The 20,349-nt window shown below is 64.3% G+C and carries 14 protein-coding genes; 9 read left to right on the top strand and 5 right to left on the bottom strand.

Annotated elements, in window-relative coordinates:
• Positions 1–2 precede the first annotated feature (2 nt).
• Positions 3–1,601 (bottom strand): DNA mismatch repair protein MutS, encoded by a 1,599-nt coding sequence (locus Q8L25_RS03175; protein ID WP_308923526.1) that lies wholly within the window; start codon positions 1,599–1,601, stop codon positions 3–5.
• Positions 1,602–1,707: 106 nt separating this feature from the next.
• Positions 1,708–3,276, bottom strand: a complete 1,569-nt coding sequence (locus Q8L25_RS03170) for a methyl-accepting chemotaxis protein (protein WP_308923525.1) — start codon at positions 3,274–3,276, stop codon at positions 1,708–1,710.
• Between the two features lie 232 nt (positions 3,277–3,508).
• On the opposite strand from Q8L25_RS03170, the gene Q8L25_RS03165 reads away from it, so the two are divergent.
• The 8 genes from Q8L25_RS03165 to Q8L25_RS03130 are packed head-to-tail and all read left to right on the top strand — an operon-like array spanning position 3,509 to position 12,477.
• A complete protein-coding gene (locus Q8L25_RS03165) occupies positions 3,509–4,774 on the top strand; it encodes an efflux RND transporter periplasmic adaptor subunit (RefSeq protein ID WP_308925643.1) in 1,266 nt (421 codons plus the stop codon).
• A gap of 34 nt (positions 4,775–4,808) precedes the next feature.
• Complete coding sequence (locus Q8L25_RS03160) at positions 4,809–5,522, top strand: ABC transporter ATP-binding protein (RefSeq protein WP_308923524.1); 714 nt, start codon at positions 4,809–4,811, stop codon at positions 5,520–5,522.
• Positions 5,523–5,531: 9 nt separating this feature from the next.
• On the top strand, positions 5,532–6,854 hold the full coding sequence (locus Q8L25_RS03155) for an ABC transporter permease (RefSeq protein WP_308923523.1): 1,323 nt from the start codon (positions 5,532–5,534) through the stop codon (positions 6,852–6,854).
• Between the two features lie 37 nt (positions 6,855–6,891).
• The gene (locus tag Q8L25_RS03150) at positions 6,892–8,130 is read left to right on the top strand and encodes an FtsX-like permease family protein (RefSeq protein ID WP_308923522.1); all 1,239 of its coding nucleotides are present in this window, start codon (positions 6,892–6,894) and stop codon (positions 8,128–8,130) included.
• Positions 8,131–8,163: 33 nt separating this feature from the next.
• A complete protein-coding gene (locus Q8L25_RS03145) occupies positions 8,164–9,498 on the top strand; it encodes a sigma-54 dependent transcriptional regulator (RefSeq protein ID WP_308923521.1) in 1,335 nt (444 codons plus the stop codon).
• Between the two features lie 14 nt (positions 9,499–9,512).
• Positions 9,513–10,832: an ATP-binding protein gene (locus Q8L25_RS03140; protein ID WP_308923520.1), complete on the top strand. Its 1,320-nt coding sequence runs from the start codon at positions 9,513–9,515 to the stop codon at positions 10,830–10,832.
• Entirely contained in the window at positions 10,829–11,608 is a 780-nt protein-coding gene (locus tag Q8L25_RS03135; RefSeq protein WP_308923519.1) for a spermidine synthase, read from the top strand. The genes Q8L25_RS03140 and Q8L25_RS03135 overlap by 4 nt, the downstream gene beginning before the upstream one ends.
• Before the next feature lie 38 nt (positions 11,609–11,646).
• Positions 11,647–12,477, top strand: coding sequence for a methyltransferase (locus tag Q8L25_RS03130; protein WP_308925642.1), 831 nt, complete (start codon positions 11,647–11,649; stop codon positions 12,475–12,477).
• An 81-nt stretch (positions 12,478–12,558) separates the two neighbouring features.
• Here Q8L25_RS03130 and Q8L25_RS03125 read toward each other — a convergent pair whose 3' ends face one another.
• A complete protein-coding gene (locus Q8L25_RS03125) occupies positions 12,559–14,214 on the bottom strand; it encodes a serine hydrolase (RefSeq protein WP_308923518.1) in 1,656 nt (551 codons plus the stop codon).
• A 22-nt stretch (positions 14,215–14,236) separates the two neighbouring features.
• On the bottom strand, positions 14,237–16,096 hold the full coding sequence (locus Q8L25_RS03120) for a M1 family metallopeptidase (RefSeq protein WP_308923517.1): 1,860 nt from the start codon (positions 16,094–16,096) through the stop codon (positions 14,237–14,239).
• A 343-nt stretch (positions 16,097–16,439) separates the two neighbouring features.
• On the opposite strand from Q8L25_RS03120, the gene Q8L25_RS03115 reads away from it, so the two are divergent.
• Positions 16,440–17,809, top strand: a protein-coding gene (locus tag Q8L25_RS03115; RefSeq protein ID WP_374694287.1) for an IS3 family transposase whose coding sequence is annotated in 2 segments (ribosomal slippage) — positions 16,440–16,917 and positions 16,917–17,809 — 1,371 coding nt in all. Because the reading frame shifts where the segments join, the coding sequence is not laid out codon by codon here.
• A gap of 128 nt (positions 17,810–17,937) precedes the next feature.
• On the opposite strand, the gene Q8L25_RS03110 is transcribed toward Q8L25_RS03115, so the two are convergent.
• Positions 17,938–20,322 carry a M1 family metallopeptidase gene (locus Q8L25_RS03110; RefSeq protein WP_308923516.1) on the bottom strand — a complete coding sequence of 795 codons (2,385 nt, stop codon included), beginning with the start codon at positions 20,320–20,322 and terminating at the stop codon, positions 17,938–17,940.
• Between the last annotated feature and the right edge of the window lie 27 nt (positions 20,323–20,349).

The raw sequence follows: 20,349 nt of genomic DNA, 5'->3' as shown, positions 1-20,349 counted from the left end.
CGTCAGGCCGGCGCCAGCACGCCGCTGCAATCGGCCGGCTGCGCCATGTGCGTGCTGAGCCAGTCGAACACCCGGCCCGCCTTGTCTTCGATCTGGCGGCCGAAACCGCGCTCGGCCAGCAGCGCGATGCCGTTGGTTGCCTGCAGCACGCCGGGCGCCAGCAGCAAGGCGCCGCCGGCATCGCGTCGCACGCACCACGGCGCCAGGCAGTCTTCCAGCAGCGGCGCCAGCACCAGGTTATGCGAAGACACGATCACCAGGTGGCGCGCCGCCAGGGTATGGAGCACGGCGGCGGCGGCCGAGATCGATTCGAGGTGATTGGTGCCGCGGAAGATCTCGTCGATGATGAACAGCGCAGGCTCAGTACTCCCGGCCAGCGCCAGCAGTTCGTGCGCGCGGCGCAGTTCGGCCAGATACAGGCTTTCGCCGCCGGCCAGCGAGTCTTCGCTTTGCATGCTCGAGTACAGCGGCAGCAGCGGCACGCGGGCTGCCTGCGCATGGCAAAAGCCGAATGCGCGCGCGCAGACCAGGTTGATGCCCAGGGTGCGCAGCAAGGTGCTTTTGCCGATGCCGTTCTGGCCCGAGACAAAGGCGCCGCGCCCGTCCAGGGCCAGCGACAGCGGCAGCGCCGCCGGCAGCAGGGGATGGCGCACCTGCTCGAACCTCAGCCCGCGCGCATCGCCAGGCAGCGCCTGCGCCCAGCAGAACTGCTCGCGCGCCTGCAGGTGGCGCGCCAGCGCCAGGTCGGCTTCCAGCTCGGCCACCCGCAAAAAGCTGCGGCGGAAAACGTCAAGCTGGCGCAGCAACACCACGCGGCTGCGGAAATAGCGCCGCACATCGCCCAGCACGAACCAGTCCTCATATTCGGACAGCAGCGGTATCAGCTTGAGCCAGCGGATCGGTGTCAGATGCCGGTGCAGGCGGCCGGCGCGGCGTGCCTCGTCCTGCCAGCCTTGCGTGAACGGCGTAGCGAGCGCCCCCAGGCGCTCATGCGCCAGCAGCAATTGCTGTAGTGTCTGCACGCTGCGCTGCCAGTACTTGCAGCAGTCATGGAACTGCACCTGCAACAGCATCAGCACCACCCAGGCGGCCAGCACGCCGAACCAGGCCAGCGGCGCAAACAGCAAGGCCGCCGCCAGCGACAGCAGCAGCGCCAGCGGCGGCAGCAGCAACAGGCGGCGCCACCAGGGCGGCGGCGCGATCGGCTGGCCAAACAGGGGCGCGCTCACTTCCATGTCGACGCTGCGCAGGCCGTGCATGGCCTGCTGCAAGCGCGCCATGTCGGCTGGCGCGGCCAGCAAGGCGCGCACGCGTTCGACCGAGGCGGGATCGGCGACGCCGCCGGCCAGCCGCTGGTGCAGGCGCTGCTGGCCGAAGATGCTGGTTTGTTCCGCCAGCGATTCGCTGTAGCCATCGAGCAGCATTTCATCCCAGGTCTGCGCATCGATCAGGACCGGCCCGCCTTCCACCTTGCCCAGCATGGCGATATCGCTGCGGGCAAACGGATAATCGTATTCCGGCGGCTCGGGCAGGCTGGCCAGCTGGCGCAGCCAGCCGCGCAGGCGGACCGGGAAAGCAGGTTTCTTGTCGGGCAGTGTCATGATGCTCCAGGTGGGATGCGGGCCGCGGTGGCGGCGCCATTCATCACCGGGCCATATCAGGACGATTGCCAGATTATCAAGTGATGCGGCTCAAGCCTCATCCACCTCAGGCGCGCGCGGCATGCGAGGCGATCTTGAACACGCTCACCGTCCGCGCCAGTTCGCCCGCCTGGTCCTGCAGCGACTGGGTGGCGGCCGCCGCCTCTTCCACCAGCGCCGCGTTCTGCTGCGTCACCTGGTCCATCTGCGCGATCGCCTGGTTGACCTGGTCGATGCCGTCGCTCTGCTCGCGGCTGGCGGTGGCGATCTCGCCGACGATCTGCGTCACTTGCCGCACGTCGCCCACCAGGGTGTTCATGGTGGCGCCGGCGCGCTCCACCAGGCTGGTGCCCAGCGCGATCTTGCCGACCGAATCGTCGATCAGCAGCTTGATCTCGCGCGCGGCCTGGCTGGAGCGCTGCGCCAGGCTGCGCACCTCGGTGGCGACCACCGCGAAGCCCCTGCCCTGCTCGCCGGCGCGCGCCGCTTCGACGGCCGCGTTCAGGGCCAGGATATTGGTCTGGAAGGCGATGCCGTCGATCACGCCGATGATGTCGACGATTTTCTTCGACGAGTCATTGATCGCGTTCATGGTGCTGACCACGTCCTGCATCACTTCGCCGCCTTGCGCCGCCGTGCCGGAGGCGCCATCGACCAGGCCGCGCGCATGCTGGGCGTTTTCCGAATTCTGCTTGACGGTGCTGGTCAGCTCCTCGATCGAGGCGGCCGTCTGTTCCAGCGAACTGGCCTGCGTTTCCGTGCGCGCCGACAGTTCCATATTGCCGGCCGCCAGTTCCTGCGAACCGCGGTTGATCGCTTCGGCGCCGCCGCGCACGCGCGCCACGGTCGACAGCAGATCCTGCTGCATGCGGCGGATGGCCGCCAGCAGGCGCCCGATCTCGTTGTCGCCGCCGGCGTCGATGTGCGCCGTCAGGTCGCCATGCGCCACCTGGTCGAGCAGCACCACGGCGCGCGCCAGCGGCGCGATCACCACCTGGCGCAACATGTAGTGCACGCCCACCACCAGCGCCAGGGCCAGCAGCAGGCCCAAGGCGACCAGCCACTTGACGATGGCGTAGTCCTGGTCGCGCGTCGCCATCAAGCCCGTGTTCTGCTCGTCGCCGAGCTTCTGGAATTTTTCCAGTTGCGCCGAAAAGGCGGCGCCGGCCGGCGTCAGCTCGCGCGTGTTGATCAGCGTGTAAGCATCGGCGTCATTGCCGGCCAGCGCGGCGGTGGCGCGCTCGAGCGCCTGCACCTGCGTGCGCGCTGCCGCGATCAGCTCACGCTTGAGCGCCGCATCCTGGCCGTCATAGGCCGGCGCGCCGTCGTATTTGCCGATGAATTCCAGCGCGCGCTGCTGCGATTTCCTGGCGCTGGCCAGCGCGCCGTCGCGCTCGGCCGCCGCGCCGCCATCCCGGATGCTGGTATAGGCACGCGTCAGGGCGGCGCGCACGCGCGTGGTGTCCTTGTAGGCGTCGTTGATGACGATCACCTGCGACGTGACCTGGTACATGGTGGACATCGAACGGGTCGACTGGCCCAGCGCATAAATGCCCAGCGCGGCGCCGACCACCAGCATCGCGGCAAACAGCAGCAGCACTCCGAGCAAACTTGCACGCACTGTCATATTTTTCATATCAACCCCACCATATTGTTATAAAGTAATTTTAATCAGGCAACACTTACCCGCCGACTATACCAAGAACACCCACCTGATGGCTGAAAAAACGCACGCAGGAATGCGTACGCAACGGACAGCGCGGACACCTGCGGACAGCGGACAAGCGGCCTGCCGCTCAATCAAATCAAGCACTTGGCGCTGGCACGTATCGTGCAATAGCTTGCTTATTCTTCTTAACGCCACCACCATGATCCGCGACACATCCCATCAAGACGCCGTTATCGCCGCCCCCAAAGGCCAGCTCGGCAAACGCCGCCTGCTGATTGCCGCCGGCACCCTGGCATTGCTCGCCTGCGCCTATGCCGCCTTCCACAGCTGGCGCGGCAGCGAGCATTCCGTCAACGCCAGCCGGCTGCGCATCGCCGAAGTCACGCGCGGCACCCTGGTGCGCGACGCCGCCGTCAATGGCCGCGTGGTCGCCTCGATCAGCCCCACCCTGTATTCGACCACGGTGGCCACCGTCACCCTGAAGGCCAAGGCGGGCGACACGGTCAAGAAGGGCGATATCCTGGCGGTGCTCGAATCGCCCGACCTGTCCGACGCCCTCAAGCGCGAACAGTCCAGCGTGCAGCAGCTCGAAGCGGAAGTGGCGCGCCAGCAGATCCTGGCCAAGAAGCAGAAACTGCTGGCGCGGCGCGAAGCCGATACGGCCGAAATCGAACGCCTGTCGGCGCAGCGCACCCTGGAGCGCTACGAAAGCGTGGCGCAGGTGGGCATCATCGCCAAGATCGATTACCAGAAGGCGAAGGACGCCCTCAATTCGGCCGAGATCCGCAGCAAGCACGCCTCGCAGGCGGCCGGCCTGGAAAGCGAAGACGTGACGCTGGCCCTGAAGACCAAGGCCAATGAACTGGAACGCCAGCGCCTCGTCCGCGACAACGCCCAGCGCCGCGTCGACGAGCTGACCGTGCGCGCCCCCGTGAACGGCTTTATCGGCACCCTGTCGGTGGCCAACCGCAGCGTGGTGCAGGCCAATACGGCCCTGATGACGCTGGTCGACCTGTCGCAGCTGGAAGTGGAACTGGAGGTGCCGGAAACCTATGTGGCCGACATGGGCCTGGGCATGCGGGCAGAGATCGAAACGGGAGTGGTCAAGGCCACCGGCAAGCTGTCGGCACTGTCGCCGGAAGTAGTGAAAAACCAGGTGCTGGCACGCGTGCGTTTCGATGGCGAGCAGCCGGCCGGCCTGCGCCAGAACCAGCGCGTGTCGGCGCGCCTCCTGATCGATGAAAAACCGGGCGTGCTGATGCTGGCGCGCGGCTCGTTTGTCGAAGCCGAAGGCGGCCGCTTCGCCTATGTGGTGCGCGACGGCGTGGCGATGCGCACGCCGATCAAGCTGGGCGCGACCAGCGTGACCGCCGTGGAAATCCTGGACGGCTTGAAACTGGGCGACAAGGTGGTGGTCGCCGGTACCGAAAACTTCGAGAACGCCGCGCGCGTCTCGCTCAACTGACATTGATTCATTTAACTTTTACAAGAGGCTCCCCATGCTGCGCATGCAAAACCTGAGCAAAGTCTACCGCACCCACATGATCGAAACACACGCCCTGCGCGGCTTCGAGATCCACGTGCAGCAAGGCGAATTCGTCACCGTCACCGGGCCATCCGGCTCGGGCAAGACCAGTTTCCTGAACATCGCCGGCCTGCTCGAAGAATTCACCGACGGCCAGTACGTCCTCGACGGCGTCAACGTCCAGGGCATGGACGACAACGCGCGTTCGCGCCTGCGCAATGAAAAGCTGGGTTTCATCTTCCAGGGTTTCAACCTGATTCCCGACCTGTCGCTGTTCGACAACGTCGACGTGCCGCTGCGCTACCGGGGCTTCAACCGCGCCGAACGCCGCGAACGCATCGAAGACGCGCTGGCCAAGGTCGGCCTGGCGTCGCGCATGAAACATTATCCGGCCGAACTGTCGGGCGGCCAGCAGCAGCGCGTGGCGATCGCGCGCGCACTGGCCGGCTCGCCCAAGCTGCTGCTGGCCGATGAACCGACCGGCAACCTCGACACGCAGATGGCGCGCGGCGTGATGGAGCTGCTGGAAGACATCAACGCCCAGGGTACCACCATCCTGATGGTCACGCACGATCCGGAACTGGCGCTGCGCAGCCAGCGCAATGTGCACATCATCGACGGCCAGGTGTCGGACCTGATGCAGCACGGCGCCTCGCTCACCGCCGCCCGCCATCCTGCCACCGCCTGAGGAGCGACCATGTTCGACTACTATTTCAAGCTGGGCCTGCGCAGCCTGCTGCGCAACCGCGCGCTGACCGCGCTGATGATACTGACGCTGGCCGTGGGCGTAGCCGCCAGCGTCTCGACCGTCACCATCCTGCACGCCATGTCGGGCGACCCACTGCCGCACAAGAGCGACCGCCTGTTCGTGCCGGTGATCGACATCCTGCCCGTGAAAGGCTATGTGCCCGGTGAAAAACCGGGCTTTTCGCAAATGCAGATGAGCTATATCGATGCACAGAATTTCATGCGCAGCAAAATCGGCGTGCGCCGCACCGTGATGTACGGCGTGGCCGGCCAGGTGGAACCGGCGCGCAAGGATATCGGCTCGTTCTTCGCCCAGGGCATGGCGCCCACGCGCGAATTTTTTACCATGTTCGAGCCACCTTTTCTGCATGGCCAGCCATGGAGCGACGCCGATGACGCCAGCGGCGCCGACGTGATCGTGCTCAGCCGTGCACTGGCCGAAAAACTGGTGGGCACAAACAATCCGGTCGGCCAGCGCGTGATGGTGCTGGGCCGTCCCTACCTGGTGACGGGCGTGCTGGCGACCTGGGACGTGGTGCCGCGCGCCCACCACATTATCGGCAGCAAGGGAGCGTTCGGCCCCGAAGACGAATTCTTCATTCCGTTTGCCAGCGCGATCCGCCACGAGACCGTGCACGATGGCGGCATGAGCTGCAATGGCGACAATGTCGTTCCCGGCTACCAGGGCATGCTGGCCTCGGGCTGCACCTGGCTGCAGTTCTGGTTCGAGATGGCCAGCAGCGGCGACCGTGGCCAGCTGCAGCAGTACCTGGACGCCTACGCGGGCGAGCAGCGCAAGCTGGGCCGCATGATGCGCAATGCGCCGAACCAGCTGTACGACCTGAACGAGTGGATGGCTTACCTGCAGGTGGTGGACAACGACAACAAGCTGGCCGCCTGGCTGGCGTTCGGCTTCCTGCTGCTATGCCTGGTCAATACCGTCGGCCTGCTGCTGGCGAAGTTTTCCGTGCGCGCTTCCGAAGTGGGCATCCGCCGTGCGCTGGGCGCCACGCGGCGCGATATCTTCCGCCAGTTCCTGATCGAGACGGCCGTGATCGGCCTGGCCGGCGGTGTGCTGGGCCTGCTGCTGGCGTTTGGCGCGCTGGCCGTGGTCAGCCGGCAGTCGGAGGATCTGGGCACGGTGGCGCACATGGATATTCCGATGCTGCTGCTGACGTTTGCCATGTCGGTGACTGCCGCCCTGCTGGCGGGCCTGCTGCCCACCTGGCGCGCCTGCCAGGTCACGCCGGCGATCCAGCTCAAGTCCCAATGAACCCGATCAACACTCTTTACCCACGATGAGGTCCAGCATGGAAATCCGTCCCATCCTCTCGGCGCTGATGCGCAGCAAAACCGGCGCCGTCCTGGTAGCCGTGCAGGTCGCGATCAGTCTGGCCATCCTGGCCAACGCCCTGTATATCGTCAACGTGCGCCAGGCCGTGGCCGCGCGGCCCACCGGCGTGGCCGCTGAAAACGATATTTTTTATGTCAATCTCCAGAACATGGATCGCGGCGGCCACCAGCGCCAGCTGGCCGAACAGCAGCGCCAGACGGCCCTGCTGCGCGGGCTGCCGGGCGTGATGTCGGTGGCGCTGACGTCGCAGGCGGTGCTGTCACGCTCCGGCAACATCACCAGCGTGTCGGCCAAGCGCAACCAGGTCACGCCCAGCGCGGAAGTGGCCACCTATTTCAGCCCCGATTCACTGGTGAAAACCTATGGCTTGCAACTGGTCGAGGGACGCGACTTCCGGCCCGAGGAAGCACCCGAGATCAATGATGACGTCGACGACATCTATCCCAAGGTGGTCATCCTCACGCGCCTGGCGGCGCAGAAGATATGGCCGGGCGAGACCAGTTTCGTCGGCAAGACGATCTACAAGGGCACCGGCGACAACGACCCGGAACTGCGCGTGGTCGGCATCGTCGAACGGCTGCAGACCCAGAGTGCCCAGGTCAAGCCGCGCGGCGAATATTCGGCGCTGCTGCCGGCGCGCATGACGGGCGGGCGCGATACGCTGCTGTATGCCGTGCGCGCCGAACCGGGCCAGCGCGACCGCCTGATGCAGGAGGCGGCCCAGGCGATCCGCAGCTCCACCACGGATCGCATCCTGGTGCGTATCGACACGCTGGAGCAGCACCGCATGGAGCGCTACCGGGCCGACCAAGGCCTGTCGTGGATGCTGATCACGGTGTCGGCCCTGCTGCTGCTGGTGACCGCCAGCGGCATCGTCGGCATCGCCAGCCTGTGGGTGACGCAGCGGCGCAAGCAGATCGGCGTGCGGCGCGCTCTGGGCGCGCGGCGCATCGATATCCTGCGCTATTTCCTGACCGAGAATTTCATGATCACCAGTGCCGGCGTGGCCGCTGGCGTGCTGCTGGCGCTGGGCCTGAACCACCTGCTGGTCAGCCAGCTGGAAATGGCGCGCCTGCCGCCCGGCTACCTGCTGGCCGGCGCGCTGGTGTTCTGGCTGCTGGGGCTGGGCGCGGTGTACGGCCCGGCCTGGCGCGCGGCCAGCATTTCGCCGGCCACCGCCACCCGCAGCACCTGACTATGACGTACCTGACAATGTTATGCTGCGCGCATGCCTACCGTACTGATTATTGACGACCATGCCGCCGTGGCGATCGCACTCGAGGTGCTGTTTTCCCTGCACGAGATCGACGCCCTGAGCGCCGCCACGCCCGAAGAGGGCCTGGCGCTGCTCGCACGCCAGCCTGTCGACCTGGTGGTGCAGGACATGAATTTTTCGGCCGACACCACCTCGGGCGAGGAAGGCGTGGCGCTGTTCCACGCGATCCGCGCGCGCCACCCCGACCTGCCGGTGATCCTGCTGACCGCCTGGACCCAGCTCGATGCGGCGGTCGACCTGATCAAGTCGGGCGCGGCCGACTACCTGGCCAAGCCCTGGGACGACCGGCGCCTGGTGGCCAGCGTGCGCAACCTGCTGGAACTGGGCCAGGCCAACCGCGCCTTGCGCGCGCGCGTGGTGGCCGAACAGCGCCAGCGCCACGCGCTGGAGGACGCGTTCGATTTGCGCGGCATGGTGTGGCAGGACCCGGCCACCGAGCGCGTGGTGCACCTGGCCTGCCAGGTGGCGCGCGCCGACGTGCCGGTACTGATTTCCGGCCCGAACGGCAGCGGCAAGGAATGCATCGCCGCCATCGTGCAGGCCAATTCGCTGGTGGCCAAAGGCCCGTTCGTGGTGCTCAATTGCGGCGCCGTGCCGGTCGACCTGATCGAGGCGGAACTGTTCGGCGCCGAAGCGGGCGCCTATACCGGCTCGACCCGCGCGCGCGACGGCAAGTTCGACGCGGCCGACGGCGGCACCCTGTTCCTCGACGAGATCGGCAACCTGCCGCTGGCCGGGCAGATGAAACTGCTGCGCGTGCTGGAAACGGGCCGCTTCGAGCGCCTGGGCTCGAACCGCGAACGGCAGGTCAAGGTACGCGTCATCAGCGCCAGCAATGCCGACCTGCCGGCCATGATCCGCGCCGGCACCTTCCGCGAAGACCTGTTTTACCGCCTCAACGTGATCGAGCTGCGACTGCCGCCGCTGGCCCAGCGTCCGCTCGATATTCCGGTGCTGGCGCGCCATTTCCTGGGCCACGAAAAAACCCTGGACGCGCAGGCGCAGGCGGCGCTGCTGGCGCACGGCTGGCCCGGCAATGTGCGTGAACTGAAAAACGTCATGCAGCGCGCCAGCCTGCTGACCACCGGCAGCGTGATCCACGCGCCGGAGCTGGGCTTGCCAGCCTCGCCCATCGCGCCATCGGCTGCACCGGAACCGGACCGCGACAGCGTGGTCGACGCGCTGGCGCGCGCGCATGGCGTGGTGGCCCAGGCGGCGCAGGAGCTGGGCCTGTCGCGCCAGGCGCTGTACCGGCGCATGGAACGGCTGGGCATCGCGCGCGGCTGATGGCGCCCGGGACCATGCGGCTTTCCCTGCTCACGCGCTGGACGGCGCTGGTGGCCACCCTGCTGGTGCTGGGAGTGGCCATCGCCCTGCTGCTGGCGCATTATTTTCCGGGCCAGCCGCTGCTGGTGCTGGGCGCCACCCTGCTGTGCGTGCTGCCGGTGGCCATCATCACCATTCGCGCCCAGCTGCAGGCGATGCTGTCGCTGTTTCGCGCTTTATCAGGCACGGTGGCCAGCTACCAGGACGGCGATTTCGGCTTCAGCCTGCGCTGGCCGCAGAACGATGAACTGGCCGACCTGGTGGCGGCCCACAATGCGCTGGGCGACGTGCTGCGCAAGCAGCGCCTGGACCTGGTGCAGCGCGAACTGCTGCTCGACACCATGGTGCAGAACACGCCCGTCGCCATGCTGCTGGTGGCCGACGGCAGCGCCATCGTCTACGCCAACCTGGCCGCGCGCCAGCTGCTGCATCACGGCCGCCGGCTCGAAGGCCACCACCTGGCGGACATCGTGCGCCAGGGCGCGCCGGCCCTGGCCGAAGCGCTGGCGCGCGGCAACGATGGTCTGTTTACCAGCGGCGAAGGAGAGCAGGAAGAGGTGTATCACCTGGCCCGGCGCAGCTTCAGCCTGAACGGGCGCCGCCACGAGCTGCTGCTGCTGCGCCAGCTGACCCTGGAGCTGCGGCGCCAGGAAGTGCAGACCTGGAAAAAAGTCATCCGCGTCATCAGCCATGAGCTGAACAACTCGCTGGCGCCGCTGGCCTCGCTAGCCCATTCGGGCGCGGAACTGGTGCGGCGCGGCCAGACCGAGAGGCTGCCGCAAATCCTCGCCACCATCGAGGAGCGCACGCGCCACCTGGAAAGCTTCATCCTCGGCTATGCGCGCTTTGCCAAGCTGCCCACGCCGCGCCTGGCCAGCTGCGCCTGGCCGCCGTTCCTCGACAGCCTGGCCGCGCAAGCGGTCTTCACGCTGGAGTGCGAGCCACCCGCGCAGCCGGCCATGTTCGATGCGGCGCAGTTGCAGCAAGCCTTGCTCAACCTGCTGAAAAATGCGCTCGAATCCGGTTCGCCACCGGGCAAGATCGGCCTGCATGTGAGCCTGGCGCAGGGCATGCTGCGCATCGAAGTGCGCGACCGCGGGCCGGGCATGAGCGGCGCCGTGCTGGAAAACGCGCTGGTGCCGTTTTACTCTACCAAGCGCAGCGGCACCGGCCTGGGGCTGGCGCTGGCGCGCGAGATCGCCGAAGCGCACGGCGGACGCATCAGCCTGTCCAACCGCGATGGCGGCGGCCTGGCCGTGGTGATGATACTGCCGGCTGCTACACTGGCGCCATGACGATAGAATTTACCTCCCATACCAACGCCGCCTTCAGCCATCCCGGCCATCCACCGGCCACCATCACGCAGCACCGCGGCATCCGCTACATGCACCTGGGGACCAAATGGGTGCAGGGCGCCATGCGGCTCGACAAACCGGACGCCATCGAGCTCGAATACGTGCAGATGATGATGATGTGGATGCTGTTCAAGAGCGAGCCAAAACGCATCGTGCAGCTGGGCCTGGGCAGCGCCGCGCTGACCAAGTTCAGCTACCGCCGCTTTCCCGACGCCACGGTGACGGCGGTCGAACTGAACCCCAACGTGATCGCCCTGTGCGGCGCCCAGTTCGCACTGCCGCCGAACGACGCGCGCCTGGACGTGCGCGAAATGAACGCGCTCGACTTCGTGCTCGACACCGCCAACCACGGCACGGTCGACGTGCTGCAGGTCGACCTGTACGACGAGGAAGCGCGCGGCCCCGTGCTCGACACGCCCGAGTTCTACCAGGCCTGTTTCGACTGCCTGACGGACGACGGCATCATGTGCACCAATGTGTTCGGCGACTTTCCCAACTACGACAAGAACCTGCAGGCGATGGAACTGGTGTTCGACGCCGTCGTGTGGGTGCCGGAACTGGAAGACGAAAACATCGTCGTGCTGGCCTTTAAAAAATCGCCGCTGCTGGACTTCAGCGAACTGTACGAACGCGCGGCCACCATCAAGAAACAAGTCAACCTGCCGGCCAAGAACTGGGTCAACGGCTTGAAGCAGTGGATGCTGGACCAGCAGTAAAACCTTTTTCCTTAACAAGCATGGAGCACGAGATGATGATGAAGCGAGTATTCCTGGCCGCCGCCCTGGGCGCGGTAATGACCATGGGCGGTGCGGCGCTGGCTGCCAAAGCGGATAACACCGGCGACGACGCGGCCCTGAAAGCGGCGATTGCCGGCAGCGCGCGCACGCCCGCCAACGTGGTGCGCGATGGCGCCCGCCATCCGTATGAAACCCTGCGCTTTTTCGGCATCAAGCCGACCATGACGGTGGTCGAACTGGCCCCTGGCGGCGGCTGGTACACGGAGATCCTGGCGCCCTATCTGCGCGAGCAGGGCAAGCTGATTGCCGCCGGCAGCGATCCGCAAGGCAGCGAAGGCGCGCGCCGCAGCGCCGCCCGTTTCCAGCAAAAACTCGACGCCAACCCGGCTGCCTTCGACAAGGTGGAAATCGGCGCCTTTGCGCCACCGACCACCTACCGCATCGCGCCGAAAGGCACGGCCGACATGGTGCTGACCTTCCGCAATATCCACAACTGGATCCCGGTCGGCGACGAGGGTTTGAAGGTCTTGTTCGGCCAGGTGTATGACAGCCTGAAACCGGGCGGCGTGTTCGGCGTCGTCGAGCACCGCCTGCCGGCAAACAAGGCGCAGGACGCCAAGGCCAGCAGCGGCTACATGCATGAAGCGTATGTGATCAAGCTGGCCGAAAGCGCCGGCTTCAAACTGGCCGGCAAATCGGAGATCAACGCCAATCCGAAAGACAAGGCCGACCACGAAGGCGGCGTCTGGGCGCTGCCGCCCACCTATGGCAACAAGGATGTCGACCGTGCCAGATATGAAGCGATCGGCGAGAGCGACCGCATGACGCTGAAGTTCGTCAAACCGTAAAGTCGGCAAACTGCCGGGGTCAGACCCTCAACACCGCCAACGCAAATATCATCGCCAACGGTGACGGGGGTGACCCCAGCTTTACTTCTTGTCCGCCTTGACCGGCACCAGGTTCAAATCCTGGAAGTCGTAGCTGAAGTCGGTTTCTTCCGAGACCGGCTCCATCTTCACGCGGTCGATGCTGCCGTCCGGCTTCAGCGAGAACGTCACGTAGGCGTCGGCGTTGAAGTTGCGCTCCTTCCAGCGCACAATGAAGGTGTCGTGCTGCCAGTGTTCCAGTTCGCCCTTCAGGTCCGGCGTGCGCGTGAAGCTCAGGATATGCTTCCTGCCCTGCGGCGCGATCACCACCTTGCCGTACCACGCGTCTTCGTACTCGCCGTCATAGCTGGCCAGCGGCAGCGACGGCTGCGATTTGGCGGCACGCGCCTTGGACGCCTTGCCCTGCTTTTTCACTTCTTCCGCGTGCATGTCCTGCTCCACCTTCGACACCAGGCCGATCCAGTCCGACGGCTGGGCGTTCAGGTAGTGGTCGACGATGCGCCACTGCAGAGCCGTCATCGAACCGCCGTTTTCCGCGTTGGTCAGGATTGCCACGCCCAGTTTCGCCTGCGGCACCATCAGCACGCGCGAATAAAAGCCCTGCAGCGCGCCGCCGTGCATGGCCACTTTCATGCCCTGGTAGTCGCGCAGCTGGAAGCCCAGGCCATAGGCGCTGAAGTTCGGCTTGGTCGCCGCCAGTTCCGGCTTCGGCTCGCCGATCTTGACGGGCGTCTGCGCGGTCCACAGTTCATTCGCCTGCTTGGCGCTGAACAGGCGCGCGTCCTTGCCGTCCTTGTCCTGCACGCCGGCGATCTTGCCGCCGTCGAGCAGCACCATCATCCACTTGGCGATATCCTCCGCATTGGTGTTGATGCCGACGGCGCCCACCGCGTTCGGTACCGGCATGGATTTGACGGCGGCGACCTTGCCGTTGATCTTGCTGTGCGCGCTGGCGACGTCGGGATTGCCCGCGTTGTCCGCCAGGCTGGTGGTGGTGCCCGTCATGCCCAGCGGCGCCAGGATGCGCTCGTGCATGGCCTGGCCCCAGCTCATGCCGGTTTTCTCGGCGATAATCTTGCCGGCCACGATATACAGCAGGTTGTCGTAGGCATAGCTGGCGCGGAAACTGGTGGCCGGACGGATGTAACGCAGCTTCTCGATGATCTCGTCGGTGGTAAACGTGGTGGTCGGCCACCACAGCAGGTCGCCCGCGCCCAGGCCCAGGCCGCTGCGGTGGGTCAGCAGGTCGCGGATGGTCATTTCGCCCGTCACATACGAGTCGTGCATCTGGAAGCCGGGCAGGTGTTTCGTGACCGGATCATCCCAGGCCAGCTTGCCTTCGTCGACCAGCATGGCCAGCGCGGCGGCGGTGAACCCCTTGGAGTTGGAGGCCACTTCGAACAGGGTCTTGCCGTCCACCGGCGCGGCCTCGCCGAGCTTGCGCACGCCGAAACCGGTGGCGGCGATCACCTTGCCGTCCTTGACGATGGCGATCGCGATGCCGGGCACGTCAAACGTTTTCAGGGCGCGGTTGACATCATTTGCCAGGTCGAATGCGGGCGCCGGCGCAGGTGCAGGCAACTGCGCCGCGACCGGTGCCGTGGTGACAGGGTCGGCGGCCAGCGCCGGCAGGGCGGCGCCGGAAAACGCCAGCAGAACAGCGGCGGCAAGGGTGTGCAGCGGATGCGTGAATTTCATGGTGTGGATTCCTGAAAGTGGATCAATGTACTTGGGCGGCCATCAATTTGTCGACGCTTTCCTGCGTCACCGGGTGGTAGCGTTCGCGTGCTTGCGCATACACGTCTTTCGCCCATTGCTGGCCCTGCGGCGTCTTCATCAGCGCGCCGTACAGCGGCACCACGAACTTCTGGCGGCCCACGCTCAGCAAAAAGGTTTGCAGCGGCGCGCTGACGTCATGGCCGGCATTCACCGACGCGAGATAAAAGCGGTAGGCCACTTCGTTGTTGCCGCTCTTGCCCACGCCATACACCTGGTCCAGCTCGCGCAGCTGCGCGGCGCTGGCGCGGCCGTTGATATCGTTTAAAAAGTGCATCGATTCGATGGCGATCCACTGGTCCATGCCCAGCTCCTTGGTCGACAGCGTGCCCTTGAGCCACGCGTCGCGGTGCTGGTCCAGCAGCGCCAGGCGCGGCGACACCACGTGTTTGGCGCCGGCCGGCACGCCGGTGCCGTACAGCCATTCGTTCAGTTCCGCTTCCGGCATCACTTCGGGATGCCGCGCCAGCAAATTCTTGCGCAGGTAGGCGATGAACTGGTCGGTCGTCACGCTCTGGAAAGCATGCTGGTCGAACCAGCCGCGCAGGAAGGCATCGAACACCTTGCGGCCCGCGCGCTGCTCCATGGTGGCCAGGAACCAGGCGCCCTTCGGATAGATAATGCCGTCGTCGGTATAGGTCTCGGCAGGATTGGCGTCCGCGTCGCGCGTGACCAGCGCCGTTTTCGCGGCCGGCAGTTCCTTGATCGAGGCGGCCAGTTCTTCCTGGTCGACCTGCACGCCCATCTGCGCCACCTCGCTGCCGTACAGCTGCTCGACGATGCGGGTGGTGACGTAGGTGGTAAAGCCTTCGTTGAGCCACATGTGCTTCCACGAGGCGTTGGTGACCAGGTTGCCCGACCACGAGTGCGCCAGTTCATGCGCGATCAGGTCGACCAGGCTGCGGTCGCCGGCGATCATGGTCGGCGTCAAAAAGGTCAGACGCGGGTTTTCCATGCCGCCGTAAGGGAAGGATGGCGGCAGCACGATCATGTCGTAGCGCCCCCAGCGATATGGGCCATACAGCGACTCGGCCGCCTTGATCATTTTCTCGGTATCGGCCAGCTCGTATTCGGCGGCCTTGATGCGCGGCGGTTCGGCGTACACGGCCGAACGCGGGCCGAGCTTGCGCACTTCCAGCTCGCCGATCGCGATCGCCAGCAGGTAGGACGGAATCGGCTGCGGCATGCGGAAGGTCCAGTCACCCTTGCCGGTCGCCTTTTCATCGTTCTCGGCGCTCATCACCACGCGCATGCCGGCGGGCGCCTCGATGCGGGCGCTGTAGGTAAAGCGCACGGCCGGGGTATCCTGCGACGGCACCCACGAGCGGGCGTTGATGCTTTGCGACTGGCTGAACATGAACGGCAGCTTGCCCGACATGGTCTGCTGCGGCGTGAGCCACTGCAGCGCGATGGCGCCCGGCGCCGTGTGGTAGTACACGCGCACTTTTTCAGGCTGGCCGGTGGTGGTGATGCGCAGCGCCCGGCCCTTCTCGGCGTCGAGCGCATCGAGCTGGAACGGCGCCATCTGCCACGCGCCGCGCTTGTCCTGCACCTGCACCCTGGCGATCGCCAGGTCGCGCGTATCGAGCACCAAGGTGCGCGCGGCCGGATCGATCCATTTCAGGGTCAGCTCGGCATAGCCGGACAAGGTCTTTTGCGTGAAATCGGCCTTCAGGTCCAGCTGCAGGTCGCGCGTGCGCACCTGGTCGTAGCGCGCATAGCTCAAGGGATCGGCGTGCGCGGCCAGGCTGGCCTGGCACAGCAGCGCGCAACCGAGGGCGCGCAGGAAAGTCATCGTTTGCATGGTCGTCTTTTGAATGATTTGCGAAATCCCCGGAGCATGGTGGCCGGGGCGTCGCGCAGAATAGCACTTCCGGCCGGGGCTGGCAGAAAAAAGCGCCGGGCTGGCCGTGATGGCGTCAGGTTAGCGCCCGTGCGCCACCAGCACACCGGCAAAACGGATTACCCCCAGTAGCCCGCACAGGTCAATCGGGCCAAGCGGGCCTGAAAAATGGCGAGGGCAAGGCGCAGCGACGCAGGCAGTACGCATGTACGACAAGGAGCTGCAACGCGGCCATCGTCATTTTCTCAGACTCGCGTCTATGAACTGCTCCCCGAAAGTTGGACACGAACTTTCGGGGTTTTTTATGGCAAAGTACAGTATGCAATTCAAACTGGACGTTATCCAGCAATGTGTACGAGGTGAAGCAGGAGCCAAGACGGTCGCCCGCCAGTACGGCATCCATCATTCGATGGTTGAACATTGGCTCTCTTTGTATAACGTTCATGGGCAAGCTGGTTTGGAGAAGAAGTTTACCCACTATCCGGTAGAGCGGCGCTTGCAGGTATTGGAGCACATGTGGGCCAACAAACTCTCTTATCGCCAGACTGCAGCAGTATTTAATATCCGCGGCGGGAAATGCATCTCGCTATGGGAGCGCTGCTATCATAGTGGCGGTATAGACGCTCTGAAGCCGCGACAGCGCGGCAAACCTAAAAATATGCCTACCCCTCAGTCGCCTCAGCCTGTAACCCACGTAGATGATGAAACTCGTAGCCGCGAAGAACTGCTCGCGGAGGTCAACTTCTTGCGCATGGAGAATGCCTACCTAAAAAAGTTGAAAGCCTTGGTTCAGCAGCAGCAAGAGCAGCAGACAACAGTGCGAAAAAAGCACAAGTAGTCGCTGAACTAAGGCAGCAATTTTCTCTGACAGACTTACTCAAGCTGGCCGGCCTGCCGCGCAGTACCTTTTACTATCAGCAAAAGGTTGCGCAGGTGGCCGACAAGCATGATGCATTGAAGCAGAAAATTCGAACCATTTTCGCACGCCACAAGGGGCGTTATGGATATCGACGCGTGACACTCGCTCTTCGGCAGTTGGGCCAGCAAGTCAACCATAAGACGGTACAACGCCAGATGACCCAGCTGGGCTTGAGGTCATTGGTACGGCCGAAGAAATATCGCTCGTACAAGGGCGAAGTTGGCCAGCCAGCGGCCAATATCTTGCAGCGTCAATTTCAGGCAGAGGTAGCGAATCAGAAATGGGTAACGGACGTGACGGAGTTTAAGGTCGCTGGCGAGAAGCTGTATCTGTCGCCGGTGATGGACTTGTATAACGGTGAAATCGTTGCGTTTGAAACGGCTAGGCGGCCCGTGTTCACGCTGGTGAGCTCCATGCTCCAGAAGGCGCTGACCAAACTGAAAGCGAAAGACAAACCTTTGCTACATTCTGACCAGGGATGGCAATATCGGATGCCTGCATACCAGAAAATGCTGAGCGATAAGGGGCTGGAACAAAGTATGTCCCGCAAAGGAAACTGCCTCGACAACGCAGCCATGGAAAGCTTCTTCGCCGTGCTCAAGACCGAGTTCTTCTATCTGAATAAATTTACTAGTGTCGAGGAACTACAGCGGGGCATCAAAAAGTACATTCACTACTATAATCATGACCGTATCAAGCTCAAGCTAAAAGGGCTGAGTCCTGTGCAGTACAGAACTCAGTTCTTGATCAGCTAGCAAATTAAACCGTCCAACTATTTGGGGTCAGTTCACTACGGCCCGCCGTTTTTACGTTTTTATGCTTTTAAATGCGTCGGAGACGCCTGACTGAACAACATTACCGCGCAGTCCGGCGCCTGTCTTCATCATCTTGCTTCCGCTGTCTTTTCGGCCGGCTTCAACGGCGTACCGAAATCCTTCATCAGATTGTCCTTGTCGCGGTCCTGCTTGAACAGTTCCAGGCGCGATGGCGTGATGCGGCGCGGCCAGGCATTGTTGCTGGTGTCGATGTCGGCCGTTTCCCAGTACGGGTCCTGCACCAGGCCCACCATCGGCTCCTCAAGGACGATCACCTTGCTGATTTTTGTCGGCGAATAGCGCCACACTTCGGCCGGCACGCGCTCGATGATCTTCTTGCCGCTTTTCAGTTCGATTTCCAGTATCAAGGGCATCACCAGGCCACCGAGGTTGGAAAAGTCGACCAGGTACAGGTATTTGCCGGCGTTGCGCTGTTCCAGCAGTTTCCGCTCCCACGGTTCCAGCCCTTCCAGCTCTTCGGCATGGCTGTTGCGGTCCTTGTTGGTGACCGTGAAATCATCATGGCGGTTATAGAAATCCTTCAATGACGGGTCCTGGTCGACCTTCTTCGGCAATGCCTTGTTGCGCTGGGCCGAGATCGACAGCGGCTGCGCATCGTGCTGCGCCTTTCTCCACGCCTTTTCGATGGCCGGGTCTTTGGTGCTGACGCCATATTCGCTGATGCCGTCGATGCTGATGTCGACCGCGTCGGTGGTGTAGAACCAGCCGCGCCAGAACCAGTCCAGGTCGGTGCCGGAGGCGTCTTCCATGGTGCGGAAAAAATCGGCCGGCGTGGGGCGCTTGAATTTCCAGCGCTGCGCATACTGCCTGAAGGCGAAGTCGAACAGTTCGCGCCCCAGAATCGTCTCGCGCAGGATGTTGAGCGCAGTGGCCGGCTTGTCGTAGGCGTTGGCCGTGAACTGCAGCAGCGACTCGGAATTGGTCATGATGGGCACCTGGTGCTGGCTGCGCATATAGTCGACGATCTTGCGCGGCTCGCCATTCCAGGAAGGGAAATCCTCTTCCCACGCCTGCTCGGCCAGGTACTGCACGAAGGAGTTCAGGCCCTCGTCCATCCAGGTCCATTGGCGCTCGTCCGAGTTGACGATCATCGGGAAATAATTGTGGCCCACTTCGTGGATGATCACGCCGATCAGATCGTATTTGGTCTTTTTCGAGTAGGTCAGCTCGCCCGTTTTCTTGTCCTTCACGGGGCGCCCGCCGTTAAAGGCGATCATCGGATACTCCATGCCGCCGACCGCGCCGTTGACCGACAGCGCCACCGGATACGGATAGTCGAAGCTGTATTTGTTGTACTGCTCGATGGTGTGCGCCACCGCGCGCGTGCTGTACTGCTGCCATAGCGGATTGCCCTCGTTCGGATAGTAGGACATGGCCAGCACGCGCTTGCCGCCGCTGTTCAAGCCCTGCGCATCCCAGATGAACTTGCGGCTCGACGCCCATGCCGCGTCGCGCACATTGGTGGCCTTGTAGTGCCAGGTTTTCATGGCGGTGCTGCGCGTTTTTTCCGCCGCCAGCGCTTCCGCCGGCGTAACCACCATCAGCGGCACCTCGCTGTTTTTCGCGCGGGCCAAACGCTCGCGCTGCGCGCCGGTCAGCACCTGCTGCGGGTTTTGCAGTTCGCCCGTGGCGGCCACCACGTGATCCGCGGGCACCGTCAGATACAGCTCGTAGTCGCCGAATTCCAGCGTGAATTCGCCGCCGCCGAGAAACTGCTTGTTCTGCCAGCCCACCGCATCGTAGTAGGCGGCCATGCGCGGAAACCACTGCGCCACCTGGAAGATCGTGTTCTTGTCGTCTTCAAAATACTCGTAGCCGGAACGCTCGACCAGCACCTTCTGGTCGTTGATCAGATAGGACCAGGCGATATTGAAGGTGATGCTCTGGCCGGGCGCCAGCGCCACCGGCAGGTCGATGCGCAGCATGGTCTGGTTGACCACATGCGCCAGCGGCTGGCCATTGGCCGAGGTGATGGCGCCGAGCTTGAAGCCGCCGTCGAATTCGCGGCCCGCGTGGATGGCGCGCAGGTCCTCGAATTTCAGGGCCTGCTCTTCGTCGCCGCTGAGCCAGGCCTGGCGCGACGGCGCGCTCAGCACGCGGCGCTGGTCGGCATCCTTGCGCAGGCCGTTCTGGTCCAGCTGCAGCCACAGATAGGCCAGGCTGTCGGGCGAGCGGTTGTGATAGGTGATCTGCTCGCTGGCGGTGATGGCGCGGCGCTCTTCGTCCAGGGTGGCGCGGATCACGTAATCGGCGCGCTGCTGCCAGTAGGCGTGGCCCGGCGCGCCCGAGGCGGTGCGGTAGTTATTGGGCGTGGGCAGCAGTTCTTCGAGCTGGCGGAACTTGTCGTCGAACGGCGCGGCCGGGCCGCACAGGCCGGGCAAGGACACCAACAGGGGCAGACACAGGGCAAGCAAGCGAACCAGGACCGGCATGGCGCATTCCATCATGAAAAGTGGGAG

This window comes from Janthinobacterium sp. J1-1, assembly GCF_030944405.1.
Taxonomy (GTDB): Bacteria; Pseudomonadota; Gammaproteobacteria; order Burkholderiales; family Burkholderiaceae_D; genus Janthinobacterium.
This window is presented reverse-complemented; position numbering and strand designations above follow the sequence as displayed.